Below are 23588 nucleotides of genomic sequence, written 5' to 3'. Positions count from 1 at the left end.
GGCAGGGATTACAGGCGGCAGGCCTGAATCCCGGAGACGAGGATGCCCCGGGCACCCAGCTCCCAGAGGTCGTCCATCATGCGGTTGACCTCGGCGCGCAGCACCATCGCCCGCACCGCGACCCAGTCCTCGCGCTGCAACGGAGAGATCGTCGGGGACTCGTAGCCCGGCGTGATCTCGCATGCCTTGTCGAGCACGGCCGTCGGAACGTCGTAGTCCATCATCACGTACCGCCGGGCGACCAGAACCCCCTGGATCCGGCGCAGCAGACGCTCATGCGAAGGGGACAGGTCCGCGCCTCTCTTGGCGATCACGATGGCCTCCGAGCGCAGGACCGGCTCGCCGAGCAGCTCCAGACCCGCGGCCTTGAGCGTACGGCCGGTCTCGACCACGTCGGCGACCGCGTCCGCGACACCGAGCCGCACCGCCGTCTCGACCGCACCATCCAGAGTCACGATGTCACCCGGGGTGACCCCCCGGCCGGCAAGGTCGGCTCGGACCAGCGCGGGGAACGACGTCGCGATCCGCTTGCCGGCGAGCTCCGTGATGTCCGCGAGCGTCCCCTCCGGAGAGGCGTAACGAAACGTGGCGAACCCGTATCCAAGCGGAACGAGCTCCTCGGCGGCGGCACTGCTATCGAGGAGGAGATCACGCCCGGTGATGCCAAGATCGAGACGACCCGACCCGACGTAGACAGCGATATCCCGAGGGCGCAGGAAGAAGAACTCGATGTCGTTCTCGACGTCGGCGATCACCAGCTCGCTCCCCTCGCGCCGCGCGAGGTAGCCGGCATCGGAGAGCAACTGACCGGAGGCGGCCGACAACGCCCCCTTGTTCGGAACCGCGATACGAAGCATCATCACTACTCAGCGTCTACGAGAAAGGGCAGGACATCGATCACAGATGGGAGTATACGTCGTCCAGCGAAAGGCCTAGAGAAATCATCAGCAGCTGACTCCAGTAGAGCAACTGGGAGATCTCCTCGGCGGCCCTTCCCCGGCCTTCGTGCTCGGCCGCCATCCACGCTTCAGCGGCCTCCTCGACCAGTTTCTTGCCCAGATGGTGGACGCCCTGATCGAGCGCGGCGACAGTTCCCGAGCCGGGTGTCCGACGCCGCCATTTCTCGGCAAGCTCGACGAAGAGTTCGTCGAATGTTTTCAGGTTGGATACATTCGACGAATCGGATGCGCCGACGGATGGCACGGCGGACCGATCGGCAGGGAGCATGCTCGGCATGCTACCCGTCACCGGGCGGACAACCTCCGCGCCGCGGGCCCGCGGTGCGGAGCGGCACACGACGACCACAGACACGCGCTCCGCGGCCAGCCGGCAAGCCGATGCGACGGAGTCCCTGCACCGGAGTCCCTGCACCGGCCGCCATGTTGCTGGTTGACTTGATGACTGTGCTTCCGCCCGCGATCGTCGCCACCGACCTGGACGGGACGCTGATCCGCAGCGACGGCNCGGTGTCCGAACGCACCCGCGGGGCGTTGCGCCGGGTGGAACGCGCCGGGGCGACCGTGGTGTTCGTGACGGGACGACCCAGTCGGGTGATGGCCGGCGTCGTCGCCCAGACCGAGGTCTCCGGGCTCGCGATCTGCGCGAACGGCGCGCTGGTCTTCGATCTCGACTCCGGCGAGCCGGTCAGCCAGCGCTGTCTGGAATCGGCCACGGCCCTGCGGCTGGCGGCGGCGATCCGCGCCGCGGTTCCCGACGCGGTGTTCGCGGTCGAGAGCGGCGTGCGCTTCGGCCGGGAACCCGCCTTCGAGGCGATGTGGCCGGATCCCAAGGAGATTGTCGCGGAGTTCTCGGAGCTGCTGGGCGTCCTGCCGGCGACGAAACTGCTTGTCCGGCGGGGGGGCGCTCCGTTCACGGAAGTGTACGACGCCATCGTCGAACTCGCCGGGGTGGACGCCGTCGTCACAACCTCCAGCGCGGACCTTCTCGAGATCGCGGGGCCGGGGGTGTCGAAGGCGGTGGCACTGGCTGAACTCGCCGCCGGGCGGGGGGTGGTCGCCGCCGACGTCATCGCGTTCGGAGATATGCCGAACGATCTACCGATGTTCGCCTGGGCCGGATACGCGGTCGCCGTCGCGAATGCCCATCCCGAAGTACTGGCCGCCGCCGACGAGATCACCGTGTCGAATGATGAGGACGGGGTCGCGATCGTCCTGGAGCGGCTTTTCCCATAACCACGATGATCTTCCTGGGCATTCCGGTCCGTCCCGATCACGATCGGGCCGCATACCGGGCCGGATACTCTCCACGAATACCCTCCGGACGGTTCCCGGTCGACGACGGGGATTCCCGGTGGACCGCCGCGTTGATACCTGCCCGGCCGGATCCGGACACGCATCGCCTCCCGGTCTCGCGCTCCCAGCGCGTCCGCATGCACAGCGTCCGCATGCACAGCGTCCGCATGCCGCCCCGACACCCGGGCATGCCGCCCCGACACCCGTCGCACAGACGGGCCAGGATAGGGACATGGCACCCCTCGTCCAGGACTCGGCCTCATCCGGGCTGCCGGCTCACGAGATCGACGGCGAGTTCCTCGCGCTGCCGCGCACCGCACTCGCCGACGCGGCTCTGCAGACCGCACGTGATCTCGGCGCGACGCACGCCGACATCCGCGTCGAACGGCTCAAGGACTCCTCGCTGTCGTTCCGCGACGCCTCGCTGGAAAGTCGCCATGAAGGCGCGACGCTGGGCTTGGCTGTCCGGGTGGTGCACGGCGGCACCTGGGGTTTCGCCGCCGGCGTCGACCTGACGACGGACGAGGCGGCGCGGCTGGCCCGCGAAGCCGTCGAGATGGCCCGAGTCGCCGCCCCGCTCAACTCCGAACCAGTCGAACTCGCCGCGGAACCGACCCACACCGACGCGGTCTGGGTCTCGGCCTACGCGACCGATCCGTTCGCGGTCGACGCCCGGGACCGGGTCGAACGGGTCGGCGGCCTGTGTCGGACGCTGTTCGCGGCGCACGATGTCGACCATGTCGACGGCCGGTTCAGCGCGGTGATGGAGAACAAGTACTACGCCGACCTGACCGGGACCACGACGACACAGCAACGGGTGCGGGTGATCTGCCAGATCGAGGCGACCCGGGTCGATCCCGCGGGCGGCTTCGAGTCGATGCGCACGATCGCCCCGCCCGTCGGTCGAGGCTGGGAGTGGCTGGTGGCGGGCCCCGCGGCCGGCTGCTGGGACTGGGAGAGCGAGATCGATCTGATCCCGGGTCTGCTCGCCGAGAAGTCCAGGGCCTCCTCAGTCGAACCAGGGCCGTACGACCTGGTCATCGACCCGTCGAACCTGTGGCTGACGATCCACGAGTCGATCGGGCACGCCACCGAGCTCGACCGGGCGCTCGGCTACGAGGCCGCCTACGCCGGTACCTCCTTCGTCACCCTCGACCAGCTGGGCACGCTGCGGTACGGCTCCCCGGCGATGACCGTCACCGGGGACCGCACCGCCCTGCACGGGCTCGCGACCATCGGCTACGACGACGAGGGCGTGCAGACCCGCCGGTTCGACATCGTCCGCGACGGCCAGTTCGTCGGCTATCAGCTCGACCGGGCGATGGCGGCCCGCAATGCCGCCGTGCTCGGGGGCGACCGCTCCAATGGCTGCGCGTTCGCCGACTCCCCCGCCCATGTGCCGATCCAGCGGATGGCGAACGTCTCCCTGCTCCCGGCGCCCGGCGGCCCGTCGACCGAGGAGCTGATCAGCCGGGTCGACCGCGGCATCTACGTCGTCGGGGACAAGAGCTGGTCGATCGACATGCAGCGGTACAACTTCCAGTTCACCGGCCAGCGGTTTTACGAGATCCGCGCTGGTCGCATCGTCGGCCAGCTCCGCGACGTCGCCTACCAGGCGACGACGACCGACTTCTGGGGATCCCTGGAGGCCGTGGGAGGCCCCGAGACCTACGTGCTGGGCGGTGCGTTCAACTGCGGCAAGGGCCAACCCGGCCAGGTCGCGGCCGTCAGCCACGGCTGCCCGTCGGCTCTGTTCCGCGCCACCAACATTCTCAATGCTCGCCGAGAGGCCGGTCGATGAGCCGGCCGGCCGGACCGCAACCAGCCTCAGCCGACGGAGGAAGCACGGTGCGCGAGACCGCCCATGAGATCGTCGAACGCGCCCTGGGCCTGTCGAAGGCGGACGGCTGCGTAGTGATCGCCACCGAGTCCAGCGCGGTGAACCTGCGCTGGGCCAACAACACGTTGACGACCAACGGCGCCAGCCGGGATCGGTCGATCACCGTCATCAGCGTCATCGGCCGCTCGTTCGGGGTGCGGACGGCCTCCACCATCGACTCCCCCGGTTCCGGCGGCCACCCCACCGCGCGTCCCACCGACCTGCCGCATCCCACCGATGCCGACGGCCTCGCGGAACTCGTCCGCGCCGCCGAGGACGCGGCCCGGGACGCCGAGGATGCCGAGGACTACACGGACCTGCTCGGGCTGGACACGACGGACGTCGGCGCGGGTGCGGGGTCGGCGGGTGCGGGGTCGGCGGGTGACGCGGCCGAGGCCTTCACCGATCCGGCCGCCCGGACCAGCACCACGGTGTTCGCCTCCTTCGCCCGGGACCTCGCGGAGGCGTTCGCCGCGGCGCGGGCGGGCGGGCGGCGGTTGTTCGGCTTCGCCGAGCACAATCTGACCACCACGTGGCTCGGGACGTCGACGGGGCTGCGGCTGCGGTACAGCCAGCCGACCGGCAGCGTGGAGTGGAACGCCAAGAGCGGCGTTCCCGGCGGCTCGGTCTGGCACGGCCAGTCGACCCGTGACTTCACCGACGTCGACGTCGCGGGTACCGACGCGGCGCTGCGCGACCGGCTGGCCTGGTGCGAACGGTCGCTGGAACTGCCGGCCGGCCGGTACGAGACGCTGCTGCCGCCCTCCGCGGTGGCGGATTTGATGATCTACATGTACTGGACGGCTGCCGGTCGGGACGCGGCCGAGGGCCGGACGGTCTTCAGCCGGGCCGGCGGCGGCACGCGTCTCGGCGAGGCGATCGGACCGGCGGGACTGCGGCTGGCCAGCGATCCGCACGACCCGGAACTCGCGACGACCACCTTCGTGACCGCGCAGTCCTCCTCGTCGATGTCCAGCGTCTTCGACAACGGACTGGCGCTGAGGCCCACCGACTGGATCTCGGATGGCACCCTCGCCGCCCTCGTGGAGACCCGTGCGTCCGCCCGTGCCACCGGGGTCCCGACCACCCCGATGATCGACAATCTGATCCTGGACGGCGGAGGCTCCGCGTCGTTGCAGGAGATGATCGCCTCGACGAAACGCGGGCTCCTGCTCACCAGCCTGTGGTATATCCGCGAAGTCGATCCCGAGGTGCTCCTGCTCACCGGCCTCACCCGGGACGGGGTCTACCTGGTGGAGAACGGTGAGGTCACCGGGGCCGTCAACAACTTCCGCTTCAACGAGTCACCGGTCGACCTGCTCGGCCGCCTGGCCGAGATCGGCGCCACCACCCGCACCATGGCGCGGGAATGGGCGGACTGGTTCACGCTCACCCGCATGCCCGCGGTACGGATCCCCGACTTCAACATGTCCTCGGTCAGCCCGGCGAACTGACCGCCGGCCGGGCCGGGGGCATCGAACCATCGATGGTGAACCGCGAGCAGCCATGGCTCCCGGTTCACCATCGCGGGTCGATTCGGGGACGGGTCGATTCGGGGACGGGTCAATGAAAAACGGGTCAGTCAGAGGTAGGCCCCGCGGCCGAACGTCTCGCTGCCGGGCTGCTGCCCGCTCGGCAGGGCCCGTCGGCGCATCTCCTCGAGTTGAGCCTTGGCGGCCATCTGTTGGGCGAACAGCGCGGTCTGCAGGCCGTGGAACAGACCCTCGAGCCAGCCGACCAGTTGTGCCTGGGCGATTCGCAGCTCGGCGTCCGACGGCGTGCGCTCCTCGTCGAACGGCAGCGACAGCCGATCGAGTTCCGAGCGCAGGTCCGGGGCAAGCCCGTCGGAGAGCTCCTGGATGGAACTGCGGTGGATCTCGCGCAGCCGGACTCGGCTCGCGTCGTCCAGCGGGGCGGCCCGGACCTCCTCGAGCAGCTGTTTGATCATGGTACCGATGCGCATCACCTTGTCGGGCTGGGAGACCAGCGCGGCGATGGGGTTGCCGCCGTCCAGCTCCTCCGCGGCCTGCGGCGCCTGGCCACCGTCCGGGGCCAGCGGCCGCACCGGCCGGTCGGGTACCCCCGAGTCCGCGGTCTCGTGCAGCGCGCCGTCAGGCCCGACGACCACGACGCGGGGTTCCGGTTGATCCGTCATGCCCCCTATCCTGCCCCGTGATCCGCCTCCCACGGCACTGGCTTCGCCTCCACGGTCACGCCGGGTGTCACCCATCGAGGGTCATTCCGGGATCGTGAGTACCACCTTTCCGACATGTCCGAAATCAGCCACATGCTGGTGCGCCCGCGCGACCTCGGTGATCGACAGCNCCCGATCGATGNCCGGCCGGATCGCCCCCGCCTCGATCGCCGGCCAGAAGTCGCCGCGGACACCGGTCACGATGTCGGCCTTCTCCTCGACCGGCCGCCCGCGCAGCGACGCGGCGTGGACCGCCGCCCGCTTGGTGAGCAGGGCGCCGAGGTTGAGCTCCCCTTTCACCCCGCCCTGCAGGCCGATGACGACCAGACGGCCTCCCACGGCCAGCACGGCGACGTTGCGGGCGAGATACGCCGCACCCATGTTGTCGAGGATGACGTCCGCCCCATGGCCGTCGGTGGCCTCGCGGATCCTGGCGACGAAGTCGTCGTCACGGTAGGAGACCGCGATGTGGGCGCCGAGCTCCCGCACCCTGGCCAGTTTGGCCGCGGTGCCGGCGGTGGTCGCGACCAGCGCGTTCGGACGCAGCGCGCGGACCGCCTGGAGCGCGAAGGTCCCGATGCCGGACGCCCCGCCGTGCACGAGGAAGACCTCGCGGTCACGCAGACCGGCGATGCCGAACACCGTGGAGTACACCGTGCAGGCGACCTCGGGCAGAGCGGCCGCCGTGATGAGGTCGACCCCGGCCGGGACCGGCAGCACCTGGCCGACCGGCACGTTCACCCGACTCGCGTAGCCGCCCCCACTGAGCAGCGCGCACACCTCGGCCCCGACCTCAACCCGGTCCACGCCGGCGCCGAGAACCGCCACCCGCCCGGAGCACTCCATCCCGATGATCTCAGAGGCACCGGGCGGCGGCGGGTAGAAACCTTGCCGCTGGAGCAGGTCCGCGCGGTTCACCGCCGTCGCGACCACCTCCAGGGTAACCTCGCCCGGCCCCGGGGCAGGAGGGTCCGCCACCGTCGACCACGTCATGACCTCGGGCCCACCGGGCGCTTTCACCGTCACAGCATGCATCCGTCACACGCTACGGCTCCTCGGCACGCGATGCCGCGGCATCATCCGGCGTGCGGGCATGTTCATGCCGCGGCCGTACGGATGTTCCGGTGGGGTGGACGGACGCCGGCTCGGGCCTCAGACCGGCTCGGGCTCCGGTTGGGGTGCGCCGGGAACCGGCTCGGTGTACGGGGAGGGCTCGTGCGGAGCCGGCGGCAGGTCAGGAGCGTCGGGCAGGAGCGGGCCGGGATCATCCGGGATCGGGGTGTCCGGATCGAGCGGGGGCGGGGGACTCGGGCGATGGGGACGGACGGCCTCGGGCATCACGACAGACGGGGCAACCAGACCAGACCGGGTAAACAGACCAGACCGGGCGGACAGGGCAGCCGGACCAGACAGGGCAGACATAGATTTCGCCGTACCCGGCGGGCGTCGCGGCGGAAACATCGTCCTAGCATCCCATGTCGGCGGCTCGTCCCTCGCCGCGGCCTGGTCGCCGGTCACCCCGCTGGACCGGCGTCGCGCATCCGTGCGCCGCCCCGTCATCGCGGCTGTCCCGTCCGGATCTCGGTTCATCGGCTCGCATCTCCGATCCTATGCCGTCAAGTCCTATGCCCCTATGTCCTATAATGTGGCTGCCTCGGCCGGTCCGAGACGGGTTTGCCCCCGTGGCCGATGTCAACGCGCGCCAGGACCATCACCATGTGTGGCCAGCCCGACATCATCGGACCGAGGGTAAAGCCACTGCTTCGAGCGTATTAACAGTGACCGCCCCACTCGGCATCCAGGTACCACGACGCATACCCGATCGAGTCGCTACCGTCATATGCATATCGCCCTGAACTCATGGTTCTCTGCAACCAGTGACAGACGACCACAGCATCGGCTGTCCGGCCGGCGCCGCGGACGCGCCGGCCTCGACGGGCCCGGGGAGCGTGCCAGTGGAAGCGGTCGCGGCCGACGACGAGCCCGAACATCCCCATACCCAGGCGGAGTTTCATGCCTTCTTCGAGAGACATCACCGCGAGCTGAGCCGGTTTGCGTATCTCCTGACCGGCGATCACGACGTCGCGGACGACATCACCGCGGACGCCCTGACGGCCGCCTGNTCCGCCTGGGACCGGGTCCGCTCCGCGGACCTTCCACTGGCGTATGTCCGGCGGATCGTCGCCAACCTGGCGGCCGACCGGGTCCGGAAGGTCGTCCGCGAGCGACGCGGGCTGCTCTTCCTTGGTCAGCGAGCCGACCAGTCGGCGCGGATACCCGATCTCCCCGCGGTCATGGATCTGCGCTCCGCGCTGATGACACTGCCGCCAGGCAAACGTGCCTGTGTCGTGCTCCGCTACGCCTTCGACCTGTCGGAGATCGAGACGGCTCGCACGCTGGGTATCTCTGTCGGCACGGTGAAGAGCCAGACCGCCAAGGGAGTCGCCGAACTGGAGCGGATTCTCCAGAACACCGAGCTGCCGCCGGCCGGTGCCGCGGAGGTGGCGAGGCCACAGGTATCGTCCGGTCGGCCGGGCACATCACGCGGCGCCACATCCCGATCGGGCAGTTCCCGGATGAATGGCTCCCGGTCGGGCTCGGGTCGCCTGGGACGGCGGCGGGGCAGTGGTCAGTCCGGCAANCCGGCGGGTCCGAGCCCGTCGGCGTTCGCCCGCCTCGGCCGCGTCAAGCTATGGCCCTGGTGGCAGCAGCGAGTCGGCGAGGCATAGATGACGCAGAAGGCGCCCGGGGTTCCAGGAGCTCGATCATGATGCGCAGGGTGGCGCGGCAGCGCGGCGCGGCGAGCCTCCGGCCGATTGCCGTCCCTCCACTCCGGAGACGGGTGACCGCGTGATCAGCGACCACGGAACAGGCGACCGCGAAACCAGCAGCCCGAGCGCGGATGGTCGAGGGTCAGCCGATCGCGTCGGCGAGTTCCGCGGCGGCGACGGTCATGGCGGCGGCCTGGGGGAGCTTCCGTTCCCCGACCGACTCCGCGGCATGCTGAGCGCCGAGATGGGCCGGCACCACCCCGACTCCGATCGCATCCGCGGACGTGTCGCGGCGGCGGTCGATGCTCCCCTGAGCAGCACGATCATCCGCCCCCTCGGCCCGATCGGACCTGTCGGCCCGAGCGGTCCACTCAGCGCTAACGGACCACTCAGACCGCTTGGTTCGATCGGCTCCGGCACCCGGACCGGGGATGGGCGGATCATCACCCGGCAGCACCGCCTGGGCCGTACCGTCGCGAAGACCNCATCGAGCCGACGGCGCCGATCCAGCCGGTCCACCAGCCCCGACCGGCTCCCCCGGTCCCACCACTGGCCCCGTTCCCGGCGGCGCTCGGTCGCCCGACGCGGCACGATCACGGGGGCACTACTCGCCATCATGAGCATCACGGCCCTGACGGCCCTGGCCCTGCTGGGGCCGTCGGGATCGAACTCCCCGGCTCCGCCCACAACGACCGTCACGGCAAAGCCGCGGCCGTCCGCCACGCTGGTCACGACGTCTCCGGTCGTACGGACGCCGGTCACGTCGCCCCAGGCCACTGCGGCGGTTCCACCGGAACCGGCCAGGTCGAGCCCCGCCGGAACATCCGGGGTCAGCGCCGCCGTCCCGGACGCGACGAGCGATGCGAGCGCCGCACGGAGGTCCGCCGGCCCGGACCCGGCGGACCCGGGGTCCGCGAGCGGTGGCGGCGGCGCACCGTCACCGTCCGCGGGACCGTCCACAGGACCGTCCGCGAACCATGGTGACAGCAGATCCTCCCTGCCCGGCGGAACGTTCGCGGGCCTCGGCGGCGGGATCTACACCAGCACCGTCGCCCCCTTCCCCAGTGGATCACGGGTACGGCTTCCGGGCCCCGGCACTCTCGACTGGGTGCTGTTCGGGGGCTCGTGGGACGGTGTGCAGAACCGGGCCGCCATCGTGATGCCGCTGATCGACACCGGCACCCTGCTGGGCACGTCCGTGCCGTCATCCTCGGGATTCGACTGGACGGAGGGCACACCGGTCGCGACCGGTGTGGATGACACCGACCGGCTGTCCCTGCAGGGCTCGGCCCGGCTGACGGTCTTCGTCTCGCAGTCTCCGCTCACCCTGGACGTCCTCCTCGGATCCGGTTCCGGGCGGGTGCAGATCATCGTCACCTCCATCGGCGGCACGCAGACCTTCACCCAGACCCTGCCTTCACCGATCGCCGACGGCTCGGCCGATGGAGTGGTGAGCATCGGGCTGCCTGCCGGAATCGGCACGACGTCGGTCACCATCTCCAGCGGGGGCACATCGGGTTGGACGCTGGCGGCCGCAGTCCTGCGCTGACGGCGCGGGTCTGCGCCGGTTACGGGGGTCTGCACTTGACCATGCGGAACCACAGGCAACCATGCGGAAGAAAAATCTTCACAACGACGGCAACCAATCAACCTCCGTCGGACGACTGACAGATGAACGCCATACCGGCCCCCCGCGCCAGGAGGTCCGGCGGTGTTTCGGCCCGTTCGCTCCCCGGCTAACCCCCCCAGCCCGGCGGACGGGTCGCCAAGCGGCCGTCGACGGCGGCACGCGGGCTGGCCGGCCCGGCCAAGGTCGGCCAGCCCCTCGCGACCTCTCCCACGCCACCCGGCGCCCCGGTCCGAGTGTGAGTCCGGTCCGAGTGTGAGTCCGGTCGCGGGAAGGTGCCACGCGCCCTACGCCGACCGGCCGGGGAGAGGTAGCGTCAACCTCGTGCGTCGGCTGCTGTTGTCACCCTCGTGGATCGCGCGTCATCTCCTCGCGCTCCTCTTGATCGCATTCTTCATCCGCATGGGCATCTGGCAGCTGACGAAGGGCGAATCCCCGCAGGGATCGCTGCAAAACCTCTTCTACGGGGTCGAGTGGCCTGTCTTCGCCGCCTTCGTCGTGTACTGGTGGGTGAAGATGATGAAGGAGGATCTGGCACCCAAGGACACCACCGGGCCGCGGTGGGGTGCCCACGGCCGGATCGCCCCCGAGGCGCCCTGGCGACCGGATCTCGACAGGGGCCCCAAAATGCTGACGACCGGCGGCGCCGAGCAGTCCGCCGAGGACGACGAACTCGACGCCTACAACCGCTATCTCGCCTCACTGTACGAGCGTGACGCCCTTCGGGACGCCCTCAAGCACATCAACGGAGCCCGCTGATGACNGCATTGCCCGACCCCACCCGTACGGCCACCACAGGACGTGCCTCCGCGACAGCGATTCGCGCGTCCCTGCTGCGGTACCGGGCCATCGCCTACATCGTCGGCGTAGGGCTAATCGTGCTGGTGTGCATCGGTATGCCGGTGAAGTACATCGGCGGCAGCGACACGATCGTCGCGGCCGTCGGCCCGATCCACGGTGTGCTGTACATGGTGTACCTTGCCGCTTCCTTCGATCTGGCGAACCGTTGCCGGCTGTCCTCGACCCGGACAATCCTGATCATGCTTGCCGGCACCATCCCGTTCCTGTCGTTCTTCGCCGAGCGGCGGGTCACGTTCCTTNTGCGGGNGAGCCAGCTGTCCGCCNCCNCGGCTCCNGTCGGCCCGGCCACCGGGCCCACGAAGTCCGCGAAGCCCGCGTAGCACGCGCAGTCCACGCAGCACGCGCAGAGCGCCGGGAGACGTCGCCTCAGGACACGTCCGAGTCGACTCCGGCCAGGCGGAGCGCCGCCGGTGCGGGTCGGCGGAGACGGGCGGGCACGGCGATCGTCAGGACCTCACCGGCGGTGAGCCGCCGGAGCCGGGCCAACCGGGAGGGCGGAGCGAGTATCTCCGCGGACAGCACCTGGTCAGCCTCGGTACCGAAGGCAAACAGGCGCCCGTCCGACCAGGTGATCAGTTCGTCGGCCGTACTGGCGGGTCGCACGAGGACCAGCTGGGCGCGCCGCGGGTCCCAGACGATCGTCACCGTCCGCGTGGTGGACCGGAGCAACGCCCACTTGCCGCCGCTGCGGTAGGCGGCCGCCAGCATCCGGGCCGTCTCGTTTCCCTCGGGACGGCGAGGTGGACGATCCGCGATCACCACGAGCCCCGCGTCGTCGACCGCGATCGGCGGAGTCGGGTCCGCCCGCAGGTCCGCGGCGGTCACCGCCCCGAATGCTCTGTCGAGGTGGACACCGCGTGCGGCGGGCAGCCCAAACGACGATGAGGCCAGCATGGCGGTCAGGGACGCCCGCCGGACCTCCGCCCCGTCCAGCCGGACCAATCCGCAGACCGTCATCCGTTCCTCCGTCCTCAGCCCGCGATCCGCGATCCGCGATCCGCGATCCGCGATCCGATGACGCACGGCACGGACGGACTCCCGGCCGGATGATCGACACGGTGCGGCGGCGTTCACGGGTACTCCAGCGCTGGAACGTAGCAGTTTCTCGCCCGCCTCACCGGTCCGTTGCACGGAATCGCCGAGTGGTTCCGACCTTCGGTGCCGGGCCTCACCGTCATGATCCGGGCTCGGCCGGGACGGCGGCTCGAAAACACCTCGGCCGCCTACCGGCCGCCGATCGCCCGTGACCAAGACGTCCGGCGGAAACCGGCCGCATGCGGAGGAAGACCGCGGTCACGGGGGAGGACGGACTTAGGCCACGTTGGCGCCCGACGGCTCACGCTCCCGCTTGACCCGACGAGTCGCGATCACCGGATGAGCCGGGCAATCAACCAGATGCTCATCGAAGCCCTGCACCGTCGGCCAGGACTGGTGGCAGGACCCGCAATGGGTCGTGGCCGGATCGGTCCACCGCTCTTCGCAGCCGGCACAACTGGCCGTGACCGGGATATGCGCTGTCTTGTCGGGCTGCCGGCGACGAGAGACCTGGATCGGCAACGCCTGCTGGATGGCTTGTTCATCTGGGGAACGGAGTGTGACGGAAACCGCGCGTGGACGCCGAGGTGGGGTGATGGCGGCCGGGATCGCGCGAGGGGATGTCGACCGACGGGGAGGCACCCGGCCATCCTGTCGCAGACCTGCACAAGCGTCACGCAACCGGCTGTCGAGTGTTCAGGGTGATTGTCCTGCGGCAACGCTTCCGGAGCTCGCGAACCAGAGCGTTCCGCCCGGACGGGTCGTCATCGGCGAAGGCCGACCGCCGGCAGGAACCCGCGCCGGAAACAACCGTGCCGGGCCGAGCGACACCTGGAACATCGCCGGACAGGCAAAAAATAACTACTGACACACAGTAATATCACTAGACTGGCTATGGTCGAACGCAGGACGGACGCCATCGCCAGGGCCGGCGGTGAGGGGATCCCGGGCGTGAGTGCCGGCGCACTGCTGCGAGGGTGGCGGGAGCGACGCCGGATCAGTCAGCTCGGACTGGCGTTGCGAGCCGACAGTTCCGCCTGACGCATCAGTTTCATCGAGACCGGCCGCTCCATTCCGAGTCGCCCGATGGTGCTGCGCGGGCCACGTGCCCGTCGGTGCGGAACCGGATGAGCAGTTCCTGCCTGTCGCCGAGGCCGATGGTGCAGGATCCGTACATCGGATCGGAGTCGACCAGGCCCAGTCCCGCGAAGCAGGCCCAGTCCCGCTCAGAAGGGTTCGGCCTGCGGGCGACTGCGGCCCCCGCGCGACGAGCTTCTCCTGGAGAGAGATTCCCGCTCCTACACGCCCACCCACAAAGTGCGCTTCGTGAGGCGGCTGAAGCGTGGAGGGTCAGTCACGGTTCACGGTCTCCACACCGTCGCTCNCCCTCCACATTTCCCGCCGGGCCCGCATCCGCCGGGCCCGCTCGACAGCCATTACAGGGACGCTATATGTCCACCTGCTGCGCTCAGCGAGGCAGAAGGCAGCGGGGACGGTGGCTGTGATCCCCGGTCACGTCCCAGCGTGCCCATTTCGTGCCCACAAGGATCTTCAGGTGTTCCAGGCTGATCGTCGCCAGCTGTCTCCGGCGACAAAAAGCCTGGCAAAGCGGAGGGCGTGGGATTCGAACCCACGACGAGGATCACTCCCCGTAGCGGTTTTCAAGACCGCCGCCATCGGCCACTAGGCGAGCCCTCCCAGCCTGCGACTTTAACCTTATCGTAACATTTTTCCTCCGGCTCGATACAGGCACGGTACAGAAACGCCGAAGGACGCCCGGTAGGCGCCCTCACGCCTCCCATTCTAGCCGTCCGCCCGCCGTGCGGCAGCGAGCCGACTGCACCGCATCCTGCTCCCCTCCGTCGAGCAACCGCGCATACGTCCGCCAGATCACGGCAGGGCTGTTACCCGCCCGCTCCGCAGCCTGCTGCACGCTGACCCCGTCCATCAGCCAGCCCGAGATGCAGCTGTGACACAGGGAACTGTCTTACCTCATGCTGTCAGACAGGGTGGCCGGCTACTCAAGGTCACTGATAGCGGCGCGGTGCGATCTCGCCGAAGCCCTGGATATAACGTCAGACCTATCCGGAGAGACATCAGAACCGCGAACACTGAGCAAGGTAGCCGCGTGCCCAGTCAGAACATCGCCGTCGGGCCCTCGTCGGCGCGCGAGTCTCTCCGCGGGCCGCGCCCGTNACTGTTCTCCCCGTCCCCGTCGGTCACCGACACACGCCCACAATCAGACCAAGGTTCTGCGAATGAAGCGCAAGCGACCGTCACCTCGTGGCTCGGAAGGCGACTTCTCCGTCGTCTACAGTGCTCTGGTAGCGGCAGCCCTGACCGCACTCTGTACAGTGGCCGCCATCCTTCTCGTCGCCCCGCACGCCCGGCGCGCTGTTGCCGTGTGCGGCCTCGTCGCGGCGGTCACGGTCGGCCTGGCCTGCGCCGAGATCCGCCGCCGCGGGCACGAGATCGTCCATCTGCGCCGTCGGCAGGCCGCCACCGAGCAGGAACTCATGCACCGCCTGGAGATACAGGAGGCCGAGACCAGCCGCCTCGCCGTCGAGGTGCTGCCCGCCGCGATCAGTCGGCTGCACCGCGGCGACTCGGTCGAGGAGGCGCTGTCCGGCTCGAGCCAGTCGCCCGCCCTCGGCGCCGCGTTCATCAAGGCGCACGACGACGTGGTCCGCTCGGTCCTCGAAGCGGTCAAGGCGGAAGAGGACCTGCGCGACTCCTCGCAGCGCGCGTTCGTCAACGTCGCCCGTCGCGTCCAGGCCATCGTGCACCAGCAGTTCCAGGATCTGCGCGAGATGGAGGAGCGGCACGGCGGGAACCCCGATGTCTTCGACGACCTGCTCCGCCTCGACCACGGCACCGCGCTGATCGGCCGGCTCGCCGACTCGCTCGCCGTGCTCGGCGGATCCCGCCCCGGCCGGCAGTGGCAGCATCCGGTGCCGCTGTTCAACGTGCTGCGCGGCGCGATGTCCCGGATCATCGGCTACCAACGCGTCGAACTGCACTCGGTGGTCGAGGTCGCCATCTCAGGACCCACCGTCGAACCGCTCATCCACGCGCTCGCCGAGCTGCTGGACAACGCCACCCGGTACTCGCCGCCGCAGACCCGCGTGCACATGACCGCGGTCGAGGTGCAGTCCGGGATCGCGGTCGAGATCGAAGACGGCGGCGTCGGCCTCGGCGAGGAGGCCCGGCTGCGCGCCGAGCGGGTGCTCGCCGAGGTCAAGTCGGGCCTCGACCTCGCTGACCTCGGCGGGAACCCGCGCCTCGGCCTGTCCGTGGTCGGTCGGCTCGCGCAGACCCACCGCTTTCAGGTCTCGCTGCGGCCCTCGGCGTACGGCGGCGTGCGCGCCGTGCTGATCATCCCACGTGACCTGGCCNCCGCCGTGCCGCTGTCCGCGGCCAGCCCGGGCGCCGCGGTCCGGCCGAACCCGAACACGCCGATGCCCGCCATCGCCCTGGAGTCGGAGGAGCCGCAGCGCATAAAGATCAACAACAACGGCCTGCCGCAGCGCAGGCGCGGCGTCACCGCCCCGCTCAACGGGAGCGGCAGCCAGCGGAGCCTGACCGCGCCGCGCGGGCCGCAGTCCGCCGCCCCGCCCCCGCCTGTGTCGAGTAACGCATCCGCTCCCGCCGCCCCGCCCCCGCCCGTGTCGAGTAACGCATCCGCTCCCGCCGCCCCGCCCCCGCCGCCCGGGCTGTGGCTTGCCGCGTTCCAGAACGCGGTCTCCGGCGAAAGCACGAGCACCCAGCACGCTTTGACTGACGATGCGTCGAGTAAGGAAAGCGAGTAGCCGATGGACCACCTGCGGCCCAGCATGGACTGGATGCTCAAGGACCTTGCGGAGAGCGTGCCAGGCACCCGGCATATCATCGTCCTGACCGCGGACGGCCTGCGCATGGCCCAGTACAACACGGATGTGGACACCGCCGACCGCCTCGCGGCCGCGTGCGCCGGACTGCAGAGCCTGTCCGCCGCCGTCGGCGCCGAGTTCCCGCAGGGGGACAAGCGGATGCGGCTCGTGGTGATCGAGGTGGGCGGGGGATTCTTCTACCTCATGGCGGCCGGCGCGCGCGCATACCTCGCGGTGCTGGCCGACGAAGGGGTGGACGCGGGGTTGATGGGACAGCAGATGCGCAACCTGGTCGCACGTATCGGTGAGCATCTCACCAGTCCGCCGCGGATGGAGGAGAGGACGGCCGGGTGACCCCGTCCCCGATCAACGACGCGTCCTGCGCCTGGGAGCAGGGCGGTCCCGAGCGCCTGTACGTCCTCACCGGCGGGCGCGGCGCCTCGGGCCGCCGGGCCGACATCGACCTGGTCACCCTCGTGGTGGCGCGGGCCGCGGGCCGGCCCGAGATGCAGCCGGAACACGCGTCCATCCTGCGCATGTGTTACTGGCCCCTGTCCATGGCGGAGATCTCGGCCTACCTCAAGCTGCCGTTCAGCGTGGTCGCCATCCTGGTCTCCGACCTGCTCAGGGACTCGCTCGTCGAGGTGCGCGCCTCGGTGCGCATGGAAGGAATCGGCGATCCTGAACTGCTCAAGGCGGTGATGAATGGACTCCAGAGGCTCTGAGTTGGCCGTCGGACCGGCGCGCGAGGACGCGCTGCCCGCCTCGGCCGCCACCGCGGTCAAGATTGTCGTGGTCGGCGGGTTCGGCGTCGGCAAGACGACCCTGGTCGGCTCCGTCAGCGAGATCAGACCGCTGACGACCGAGGAGACGATGACCGAGGTCAGCATCGGGGTAGACGACGTCCGCGGGGTCGAGCAGAAGGATGCGACCACCGTGGCCATGGACTTCGGCCGGATCACCATCAACGAGCAACTGGTGCTCTACCTGTTCGGCACGCCCGGACAGCAGCGCTTCTGGTTTCTGTGGACAGGCCTGTTCGAGGGAGCCCTTGGCGCGGTCGTGCTGGTCGACACCCGGCGGCTCGAGGCCAGCTTCGACGTCATCGGGCGGCTCGAGGACGGCGGCGTGCCGTTCATCGTGGCCGTCAACGTCTTCCCGGACGCCCCGAACCACCCGCTGGACGAGGTCCGTGCCGCGTTGGATCTGCCGGCCGCCGTGCCGATCGTCGCGTGCGACGCGCGCAGCCGGGCCTCGAGCCGGGACACCCTGCTGGCCCTCATGCGCTACCTGTACTGGCTGTCCACCCAACCCGCGGCCCCGGTGGCCGCCTCGGCCGCCACGGAGTAAGTGTGTCAACACCCATTCCCGAAGCAGGCGCGGAATCAGGCGCTGCGATCCCGCCTCCGGGGTGTCCGGCGCACGCGGCCTTCGCGCAGGATGCCGTACGGACCGCGCTCTACGGCCCGGAAGCGCAGCACGATCCCGGCGCGGTCTACGAGAAGCTCCGCGCGGAACACGGCGGGATCGCCCCGGTGGAACTCGAGGGTGGCGTCCCGGCCTGGCTGGTGCTCGGCTACCGGGAGAACATGGAGGTCGCTCGCACCCCGAGCCGGTTCACCCGGGACGCCCGGCTCTGGCGGGACTGGAACGAGGGCAGGATCGCCGCGGACGACCCGCTGCTCCCGCTCATCGGATGGCGTCCCGACGTCGTGTCCTACGATGGCGAGGAACATGCGCGGCTGCGCGCCGCGGTCAACGAGTGCCTGACCAGGTTCGACCGGCACGGCACCCGGCGGCACGTCCAGCGCTACGCGAACCAGCTGATCGACGGCTTTGTCGAGGACGGCCGCGCGGACCTGGTGACCCAGTTCGCCGTTTACCTTCCGATGCTCGTGCTGAGCCGGCTGGTCGGCCTGAGCGAGGGGTACGGCCGGAAACTGGTCGAGGCCATCGTCGGCATGGTCAGCGGCGGCGAGGATGCATACGCGCACAACCAGTACATCATCGGCACCCTGCGGTCGCTGACCGAGGAGCGGCGCAGGGCCCCTGCGCACGACCTGGCGTCCTGGTTCGTTCAGCACCCCTCGGGGCTGAACGACGAGGAGGTACTCAACCACCTGCGCCTCGTGATCGTGCTGGGCTACGAGGCCACGGCGAACCTGGTCTCGAACACGCTGCGGATGGTGCTGACCGACCCCCGCTTCCGCGCGTCGCTCGCTGGCGGGCTCATGACGCTGCCGGACGCGGTCGAGCAGATGCTGTGGGACGATCCGCCGCTACTGGTCTGCCCGGCGCGGTTCGCCACGCACGACATGCATTTCGCCGACAAGGAGATCCGCGAGGGCGACATGCTGCTGCTCGGCATCGCGGCAGGCAACGCGGATCCGGAGATCCGTCCGGATCTCGGCGCGCCGATGCACGGCAACCGCTCGCACCTGGCGTTCAGCCGGGGCCCGCACGAGTGCTCGGGACAGGAGATCGCCCGCGCCATCACCGACACCGGCGTCGACGTGCTGCTCAACCGGCTACCCGACCTGCACCTCACGGTGCCGGAGGAGCAGCTGACCTGGACCGCCTCGACCTGGTCCCGGCACCTTGACGCGCTCCCGGTCAAGTTCGCCCCGCAGTGCCGCCCCGTCCCGCAGTCTGCGCCAGCCGCCCCGGCGTTCTCCGCCCCGGTGGTCGAGCCGAGCGCCGCGAAGGACGCGCTGGCGGCGGTGGCCGAGGCCGACGCACAGGCCAGAGCGGACACCCGCCGCGGCTTCTGGGCTTCGCTGGGCGGCATGTTCCGCGGTCGACGCTAAGGGTTCACGGTCGGCTGACGTACCGCCGAGTGGCGCCCGGGAATCGCTCCCGGGCGCCGCTCTTTTGTTTCCGACACGCCGTCAGACCGCCTGCGGCGAGGTCAGCATGCGAGAGATCTCCTCGCGCGGCGGATCCGTGTCCATCAACAGTTCGTTGACCGCCGCCCACGCCTGGTAACCCCAGTTCCAGTCGTCGACGATCCTCGCACCCATCCGGGCCTGGGCGCGTTCTGTGTCGGTGAAATGCAGCACGTCGAAGGCCGTGTCAAGGCGCTGCTTTGTGGTGTGTATCGACTGGTCGAGCGTCCGCATCTCCTGCTCGCAACGGGCTCTTGCCTCCTGCCAATCGCAGCCGTCCTGGTCTCGGATGATCGAGATCAGATTGCGCGGGTCGTCGCGCTTCGCGTCGCGGACCGAGGAGTAGACGTCGTTGCAGTACACGATGATGTCGCTGGCTAACCTGCGCAGCAGTCGCAGCTGGGTACAGTGGTGGATGNGCGGCGCCAGATAGGTGAAATTCATCTTCTCGCCGAACACCAGGCACAGCGGCACCGCGCCGTTTCCCAGGCGTAGTTCCAAGTACTCTTCGACCGTCGTGTCCATCCGCCGGTCCCGCATCGCCGCGTAAGTGGCCTGCGTGTTGAAGTACCATTCCCAGTGCTCGCTGACCCGAGCCACCCACTGGTCCGGCGAGCTGACGATCTGCCGCGCCCACAGGTCATGGAAGATCATCCCCATGAGGGACTTCGCGGGTCTCCCGTAGAGAATCCCGGTGAGCTCCGCGCTGATGACGTTGATGCGGCTGATGTCCGCCGCAAGGTCGTCGGTGAAGTCGTCGTAGATCCGGAAGAAGGCGTGGATGTCGTAAGCGAGTTCCAGCTCCGGCAGCGGGGCCAGAGGGTACACCCAGGCCGAAAGCGTGGCGTACCTCTCGGCCCGGGGCGTGCAGACCTGGAAGCGGGTGAGCCATTCGACGGTGTGCGCCAGGGCTTCGGCAGCGTTCTCGTTCGGCTGCCAGGAGCGCGCAGCTTCGTGCACTGTGAGGATCTGCTCGCCATTCATCGCGTCTCGGCCTGTCTCCTGGCAAAGATGGTGATCATGGATCGCGAGCATCTGGCAGTTTCGGACACTTCTGCGCCTCCAGGTCAGGGGAACCACGTCCTATCAGATCCAGGTACCACGATGATCCCAGAAGTGCGAAGTATCATGTCGCGGATTCGGGCCGTTATGGAGGGCACCTCGGTCGTGGTCCGTTGGAGGGTCCTCAGGTGGTGCCGTTGCGACCGATCACGCTGCCGAAGACATGAGTGTGCCCGATCCTACCGCCAGAGGTTCTGTGCCGCCCAGCTTCGGGACCTGCTTACAGCTGGGAGGTCCAAGGGTTGACGAGTGGGACGTCCATGGCGGCGAAGTCGGCCTCGTTGCGGGTGACGAGCGTGAGGCTGTGCACCTGGGCCGTGGCGGCGATGAGCGCATCGTGGGCTGGGCGCCGGTCGGGCACGTGAAGTCGCGCCGCCGAGCCGGCGACGATCTGATCGACGTCGAGCAGCCGGCCTGCGTATGCCGGGAGCACGTTCTGATCGAGCCATGAGTCCAGGACGGCCGCCTGGCGGGCATCGCGCCATCGCTTGTTCTCAATGCCAGCCCGCAGCTCTAGCAGGGTGATGACGGAGAGGAAGGTATCCGATGCTGACAGGCTCGCGGCCCAGCCGTTGAAGCGGTCATCGCGGCGTTTCGCGGGCTTACGGAGCTCGGAGATGACGTTGGTGTCGAGTAGGAAGCTCACAGGTCGACCTCGCGCAGCGAGTCCCGCGGCCGTAGGGGCTCGAAGTCGATCTCCTCCTCCAGAACGAACGCGTCTCCCAGGCTGCCCGCGGTTCCGGTGAGCCGCTGGTAGTCGGCGAACGACAGCAGGACGTGTGACGGCCGACCGTGATCCGTGATGATCACCGGACCGCTGGCGGCGGCCCGCTTGACCGCGCTCACGTCACGGTTGAACTCTCGCGATGAGACCATGGTCACCACGACCACCCCCCTGGTAGGTACGTACCTACAATATGCGCCGAACGTCGTTCGCGCGGCCAACCGCTGAAGCCAGCTCGCGCCCTTCGATGTGGCCAGGGTCGCGTGGCCGGGCGACCGGCTTGCTCACCAGACCTGGTGACCATCCAGGATGAACCCTCGTCGCCGGCAAGGTCGGCCTGAGCAGTCGTCCCTTGAATTTCTCACTCCAGATATCACAGACTTCAAGTGGTACCGTATTTGAAGGCTGGAGCCAGGCATGGCCCCTGGAGTCAGGCATGGTCCCGCGGATCGAGATCGACGACGAGGTCTTCAAGTGCCTGCAGGATCAGACTGCGCCCTTCGTCGACACCCCGAATGATGTCCTGCGTCGCGTCTTGGGGCTCTCCGCTCCAGCGGTGGCCAAAGAGCCGGGCGCGGCCCGTCCGCCTGGCAATCTCGCGAAGCTTGTGAACGCCGGGCTCGTGAAGCCCGGGGGGACGGACTGACGCATGTCCGCAAGTGAAGCGGCGCGACCTACCAGGGGCTCCGACGCGGTGCATCCGTCGCCGTCCACCTGGACGACATCGACTTCACCAACGCAACTCTCACCCTCCGCTGGCAGTTCGTCCAGATCGGCTACGCCACCCAACTCGCCAAGCCGAAATCCGACGCCGGGGACCGTGTCATCTCCCTCGACCCCGACNCCCTCGCCGTCCTGAAAGCCTGCCGCACCCGCCAAAACGCCAACCGGCTCGCCGCCGGAACCACCCGGCCGAACAACGGCCTCGCGTTCACCCACCCCGACGGCACTCCCATCCACCCCGAACACCTCACCAACCGCTTCCACACCCTCATCCAGGAAGCCGACCTACCCCCATCACCATCCGCGGCCTCCGCCACGGCGCCGCCACCCTCGCCCTCGCCGCCACCCTCGCCCTCGCCGCCGGCGCCGACCTCAAAGCAGTCCAAGAACTCCTCGGCCACTCCACGATCATGATCACCGCCGACACCTACACCCACATCCTCCCCGACCTCGCCGCCGAGATCGCCCGCAACNCCGCCCGCCTCATCCCCCGCACCCGCAGCCCCCAGGAGTACCCCCGACACACCACCACGATCGACTAACCCGGCACCGCCCCTCCGCCCCATCGGGGCGGAGGGGCAGCCACGAGCCACCACAACCCGCCCACCCCACCAGCCGACGCTCCATCCACACCCCCACAAACCGCACCGACACCCCGACCACCACCCCGAGGACACACAGTTCGGTATCATGACTCTCGCAGGGCCGTTAGCTCAATTGGCAGAGCAGCCGGCTTTTAACCGGCGAGTTCAGGGTTCGAGTCCCTGACGGCCCACACTGGTGGATTTTTCGTACATTTCTGAAGAGCTTATCAGACTCACATTGTCGAGCTTTTGAAGCTCCGGTAATTCGTGGATCCTGTACCAGCTCGATCTCTGGATGTATCCATTCAGGGTACAGGTTCCAGCACCCCTGAATGGATACCTGCCCGTCAGAGTCACGGAGGCGGCCCGGTGGTTCTCGTGGTCGTTCCCGGCGTGCGCGCGCACGCCTGTCGTGGTCGTTCCCGGCGCGAGGCGGCAGGTCGGTGTGACCCGACACCGCCGGGGCATCCCGTCAGGGTGAGCAGACACACCCGCCGGGGTCGAACCGACAGCAGTCAAACCGACAGCAGTCGGGCTGACGGCAGTCGGGCTGACGGCAGTCGAACTGACCGGATGAGCGGGAATCGTCCGGCCGGGGGCCGCCGAGAGGACGACCGCACGCAGCCCGACCTCGACGACACGACCGCTGACGCGGTTGGCAAGCTCAGCGAGGCGCTGGAGTGGGTTGAACGGGCCCGCGGGGCGCTCTACGAATTCCATCAACTCTCCGGACGGGCCGATCTGATCCTCGCGGAGGCGATTAGCGGTCTGGAAGACGCCGGCCACCCCCAGCTGGCCGCCTATGTGCGCCGGGAGCTGCACGGACGCAACGTCCTCGACGGGCGGTGGACCTTCCAGATCATCGAGGAGTACGACGACATCTACTACCGCCCCTTCGTTGCCGTGGACGAACAGGTCCGGCTGCGGCTCACCGGTGGGAGGCGCCACGTCCACGAGGCTCGCATGAAGGCTCAGGAGCGGGCCCGCGCCGGTCGGGACCTGTGGGGCCCGGGCGCCTGACCTACGGTCCACCGAGCGTCCACATCAGGACGACCGGTGGACCGCGGCTCCGGGCCTGAAGGCAACCTGCCGGTGAGTTCAGGCATTCCGATGATCACAGAT

At 69.1% G+C, this 23588-nt stretch carries 23 protein-coding genes and 2 tRNA genes; 16 read left to right on the top strand and 9 right to left on the bottom strand.

The annotated features are described in order from the left end of the window. Positions 1–8: 8 nt before the first annotated feature. Entirely contained in the window at positions 9–857 is an 849-nt protein-coding gene (gene hisG, locus ALLO2_RS01830; RefSeq protein ID WP_035729385.1) for an ATP phosphoribosyltransferase, read from the bottom strand. A gap of 40 nt (positions 858–897) precedes the next feature. Further along, positions 898–1227 carry a phosphoribosyl-ATP diphosphatase gene (locus ALLO2_RS01825; RefSeq protein WP_241882770.1) on the bottom strand — a complete coding sequence of 110 codons (330 nt, stop codon included), beginning with the start codon at positions 1225–1227 and terminating at the stop codon, positions 898–900. Positions 1228–1397: 170 nt separating this feature from the next. On the opposite strand from ALLO2_RS01825, the gene ALLO2_RS01820 reads away from it, so the two are divergent. The 3 genes from ALLO2_RS01820 to ALLO2_RS01810 all read left to right on the top strand — a co-directional run bounded on the left by ALLO2_RS01820 (position 1398) and on the right by ALLO2_RS01810 (position 5585). After that, the gene (locus ALLO2_RS01820) at positions 1398–2192 is read left to right on the top strand and encodes a Cof-type HAD-IIB family hydrolase (RefSeq protein WP_035729177.1); all 795 of its coding nucleotides are present in this window, start codon (positions 1398–1400) and stop codon (positions 2190–2192) included. Between the two features lie 292 nt (positions 2193–2484). Continuing rightward, the gene (locus ALLO2_RS01815) at positions 2485–4053 is read left to right on the top strand and encodes a TldD/PmbA family protein (protein WP_011438673.1); all 1569 of its coding nucleotides are present in this window, start codon (positions 2485–2487) and stop codon (positions 4051–4053) included. Then, a complete protein-coding gene (locus tag ALLO2_RS01810; protein WP_011438674.1) occupies positions 4050–5585 on the top strand; it encodes a metallopeptidase TldD-related protein in 1536 nt (511 codons plus the stop codon). The genes ALLO2_RS01815 and ALLO2_RS01810 overlap by 4 nt, the downstream gene beginning before the upstream one ends. Before the next feature lie 128 nt (positions 5586–5713). Here ALLO2_RS01810 and ALLO2_RS01805 read toward each other — a convergent pair whose 3' ends face one another. Both ALLO2_RS01805 and ALLO2_RS01800 read right to left on the bottom strand, forming a co-directional pair. Continuing rightward, complete coding sequence (locus ALLO2_RS01805; RefSeq protein WP_011438675.1) at positions 5714–6286, bottom strand: bacterial proteasome activator family protein; 573 nt, start codon at positions 6284–6286, stop codon at positions 5714–5716. A gap of 81 nt (positions 6287–6367) precedes the next feature. After that, positions 6368–7360, bottom strand: coding sequence for an NAD(P)H-quinone oxidoreductase (locus ALLO2_RS01800; RefSeq protein WP_084588325.1), 993 nt, complete (start codon positions 7358–7360; stop codon positions 6368–6370). 920 nt (positions 7361–8280) lie between these two features. On the opposite strand from ALLO2_RS01800, the gene ALLO2_RS01790 reads away from it, so the two are divergent. The 4 genes from ALLO2_RS01790 (at position 8281) to ALLO2_RS01775 (ending at position 11904) form a co-directional block, all read left to right on the top strand. Next, positions 8281–9054: a SigE family RNA polymerase sigma factor gene (locus ALLO2_RS01790; RefSeq protein ID WP_035729379.1), complete on the top strand. Its 774-nt coding sequence runs from the start codon at positions 8281–8283 to the stop codon at positions 9052–9054. A 658-nt stretch (positions 9055–9712) separates the two neighbouring features. After that, a complete protein-coding gene (locus tag ALLO2_RS25315; protein WP_023840741.1) occupies positions 9713–10645 on the top strand; it encodes a hypothetical protein in 933 nt (310 codons plus the stop codon). 333 nt (positions 10646–10978) lie between these two features. Beyond that, positions 10979–11482 (top strand): hypothetical protein, encoded by a 504-nt coding sequence (locus tag ALLO2_RS01780; protein WP_232234822.1) that lies wholly within the window; start codon positions 10979–10981, stop codon positions 11480–11482. Beyond that, on the top strand, positions 11482–11904 hold the full coding sequence (locus ALLO2_RS01775; RefSeq protein WP_084588324.1) for a DUF3817 domain-containing protein: 423 nt from the start codon (positions 11482–11484) through the stop codon (positions 11902–11904). The genes ALLO2_RS01780 and ALLO2_RS01775 overlap by 1 nt, the downstream gene beginning before the upstream one ends. A gap of 46 nt (positions 11905–11950) precedes the next feature. Here ALLO2_RS01775 and ALLO2_RS01770 read toward each other — a convergent pair whose 3' ends face one another. After that, a complete protein-coding gene (locus ALLO2_RS01770; protein ID WP_023840742.1) occupies positions 11951–12541 on the bottom strand; it encodes a hypothetical protein in 591 nt (196 codons plus the stop codon). Between the two features lie 972 nt (positions 12542–13513). Here ALLO2_RS01770 and ALLO2_RS25310 point away from each other — a divergent pair. Continuing rightward, a complete protein-coding gene (locus tag ALLO2_RS25310) occupies positions 13514–13660 on the top strand; it encodes a hypothetical protein (protein ID WP_198030930.1) in 147 nt (48 codons plus the stop codon). Positions 13661–14228: 568 nt separating this feature from the next. Here ALLO2_RS25310 and ALLO2_RS01765 read toward each other — a convergent pair. Further along, positions 14229–14317, bottom strand: a tRNA-Ser gene (locus tag ALLO2_RS01765). A 560-nt stretch (positions 14318–14877) separates the two neighbouring features. Here ALLO2_RS01765 and ALLO2_RS01760 point away from each other — a divergent pair. Genes ALLO2_RS01760 through ALLO2_RS01740 form a run of 5 tightly spaced genes read left to right on the top strand, consistent with a single transcriptional unit; the run spans position 14878 to position 19295 of the window. Then, a complete protein-coding gene (locus ALLO2_RS01760) occupies positions 14878–16428 on the top strand; it encodes an ATP-binding protein (protein WP_035729174.1) in 1551 nt (516 codons plus the stop codon). 3 nt (positions 16429–16431) lie between these two features. Beyond that, complete coding sequence (locus tag ALLO2_RS01755; protein ID WP_023840687.1) at positions 16432–16842, top strand: roadblock/LC7 domain-containing protein; 411 nt, start codon at positions 16432–16434, stop codon at positions 16840–16842. Next, a complete protein-coding gene (locus ALLO2_RS01750; protein ID WP_011438686.1) occupies positions 16839–17213 on the top strand; it encodes a DUF742 domain-containing protein in 375 nt (124 codons plus the stop codon). The genes ALLO2_RS01755 and ALLO2_RS01750 overlap by 4 nt, the downstream gene beginning before the upstream one ends. Further along, the gene (locus ALLO2_RS01745; protein ID WP_011438687.1) at positions 17194–17838 is read left to right on the top strand and encodes an ATP/GTP-binding protein; all 645 of its coding nucleotides are present in this window, start codon (positions 17194–17196) and stop codon (positions 17836–17838) included. Before ALLO2_RS01750 ends, ALLO2_RS01745 begins: the two co-directional genes overlap by 20 nt. Positions 17839–17840: 2 nt before the next feature. Continuing rightward, positions 17841–19295, top strand: coding sequence for a cytochrome P450 (locus tag ALLO2_RS01740; RefSeq protein ID WP_011438688.1), 1455 nt, complete (start codon positions 17841–17843; stop codon positions 19293–19295). Positions 19296–19376: 81 nt separating this feature from the next. Here the strand turns inward: ALLO2_RS01740 and ALLO2_RS01735 are convergent, their stop codons facing one another. The 3 genes from ALLO2_RS01735 to ALLO2_RS01725 form a co-directional block, all read right to left on the bottom strand. Next, positions 19377–20357 carry a terpene synthase family protein gene (locus tag ALLO2_RS01735; protein ID WP_232234821.1) on the bottom strand — a complete coding sequence of 327 codons (981 nt, stop codon included), beginning with the start codon at positions 20355–20357 and terminating at the stop codon, positions 19377–19379. A gap of 298 nt (positions 20358–20655) precedes the next feature. Beyond that, positions 20656–21081 (bottom strand): type II toxin-antitoxin system VapC family toxin, encoded by a 426-nt coding sequence (locus tag ALLO2_RS01730; protein ID WP_023840685.1) that lies wholly within the window; start codon positions 21079–21081, stop codon positions 20656–20658. Then, positions 21078–21311: a type II toxin-antitoxin system Phd/YefM family antitoxin gene (locus ALLO2_RS01725; RefSeq protein WP_011438691.1), complete on the bottom strand. Its 234-nt coding sequence runs from the start codon at positions 21309–21311 to the stop codon at positions 21078–21080. The genes ALLO2_RS01730 and ALLO2_RS01725 overlap by 4 nt, the downstream gene beginning before the upstream one ends. 284 nt (positions 21312–21595) lie before the next feature. Between ALLO2_RS01725 and ALLO2_RS01720 the strand changes: the two genes are divergently transcribed. From ALLO2_RS01720 to ALLO2_RS01705, 3 genes are all read left to right on the top strand, one after another. Continuing rightward, entirely contained in the window at positions 21596–21805 is a 210-nt protein-coding gene (locus tag ALLO2_RS01720; RefSeq protein ID WP_023840683.1) for a negative regulator of replication initiation SeqA, read from the top strand. Positions 21806–22584: 779 nt separating this feature from the next. Continuing rightward, a tRNA-Lys gene (locus tag ALLO2_RS01710) sits at positions 22585–22657 on the top strand. A gap of 382 nt (positions 22658–23039) precedes the next feature. Next, positions 23040–23486: a hypothetical protein gene (locus ALLO2_RS01705; RefSeq protein WP_023840681.1), complete on the top strand. Its 447-nt coding sequence runs from the start codon at positions 23040–23042 to the stop codon at positions 23484–23486. The last annotated feature ends 102 nt before the right edge of the window (positions 23487–23588 follow it).

It is taken from the genome of Frankia sp. Allo2, assembly GCF_000733325.1.
GTDB lineage: Bacteria > Actinomycetota > Actinomycetes > Frankiales > Frankiaceae > Frankia > Frankia casuarinae.
This window is presented reverse-complemented; position numbering and strand designations above follow the sequence as displayed.

Bases quoted from the DNA above. Each gene is read 5' to 3' on its own strand.
- ALLO2_RS01815 (WP_011438673.1), top strand. From the start codon at position 2,485: ATGGCACCCCTCGTCCAGGACTCGGCCTCATCCGGGCTGCCGGCTCAC.
- hisG (WP_035729385.1), bottom strand. From the start codon at position 857: ATGCTTCGTATCGCGGTTCCGAACAAGGGGGCGTTGTCGGCCGCCTCC.
- ALLO2_RS25315 (WP_023840741.1), top strand. From the start codon at position 9,713: ATGAGCATCACGGCCCTGACGGCCCTGGCCCTGCTGGGGCCGTCGGGA.
- ALLO2_RS01745 (WP_011438687.1), top strand. From the start codon at position 17,194: ATGGACTCCAGAGGCTCTGAGTTGGCCGTCGGACCGGCGCGCGAGGAC.
- ALLO2_RS01825 (WP_241882770.1), bottom strand. From the start codon at position 1,227: ATGCTCCCTGCCGATCGGTCCGCCGTGCCATCCGTCGGCGCATCCGAT.
- ALLO2_RS01755 (WP_023840687.1), top strand. From the start codon at position 16,432: ATGGACCACCTGCGGCCCAGCATGGACTGGATGCTCAAGGACCTTGCG.
- ALLO2_RS01720 (WP_023840683.1), top strand. From the start codon at position 21,596: ATGGTCCCGCGGATCGAGATCGACGACGAGGTCTTCAAGTGCCTGCAG.
- ALLO2_RS01725 (WP_011438691.1), bottom strand. From the start codon at position 21,311: ATGGTCTCATCGCGAGAGTTCAACCGTGACGTGAGCGCGGTCAAGCGG.
- ALLO2_RS01705 (WP_023840681.1), top strand. From the start codon at position 23,040: ATGAGCGGGAATCGTCCGGCCGGGGGCCGCCGAGAGGACGACCGCACG.
- ALLO2_RS01810 (WP_011438674.1), top strand. From the start codon at position 4,050: ATGAGCCGGCCGGCCGGACCGCAACCAGCCTCAGCCGACGGAGGAAGC.
- ALLO2_RS01805 (WP_011438675.1), bottom strand. From the start codon at position 6,286: ATGACGGATCAACCGGAACCCCGCGTCGTGGTCGTCGGGCCTGACGGC.
- ALLO2_RS25310 (WP_198030930.1), top strand. From the start codon at position 13,514: ATGGTCGAACGCAGGACGGACGCCATCGCCAGGGCCGGCGGTGAGGGG.
- ALLO2_RS01770 (WP_023840742.1), bottom strand. From the start codon at position 12,541: ATGACGGTCTGCGGATTGGTCCGGCTGGACGGGGCGGAGGTCCGGCGG.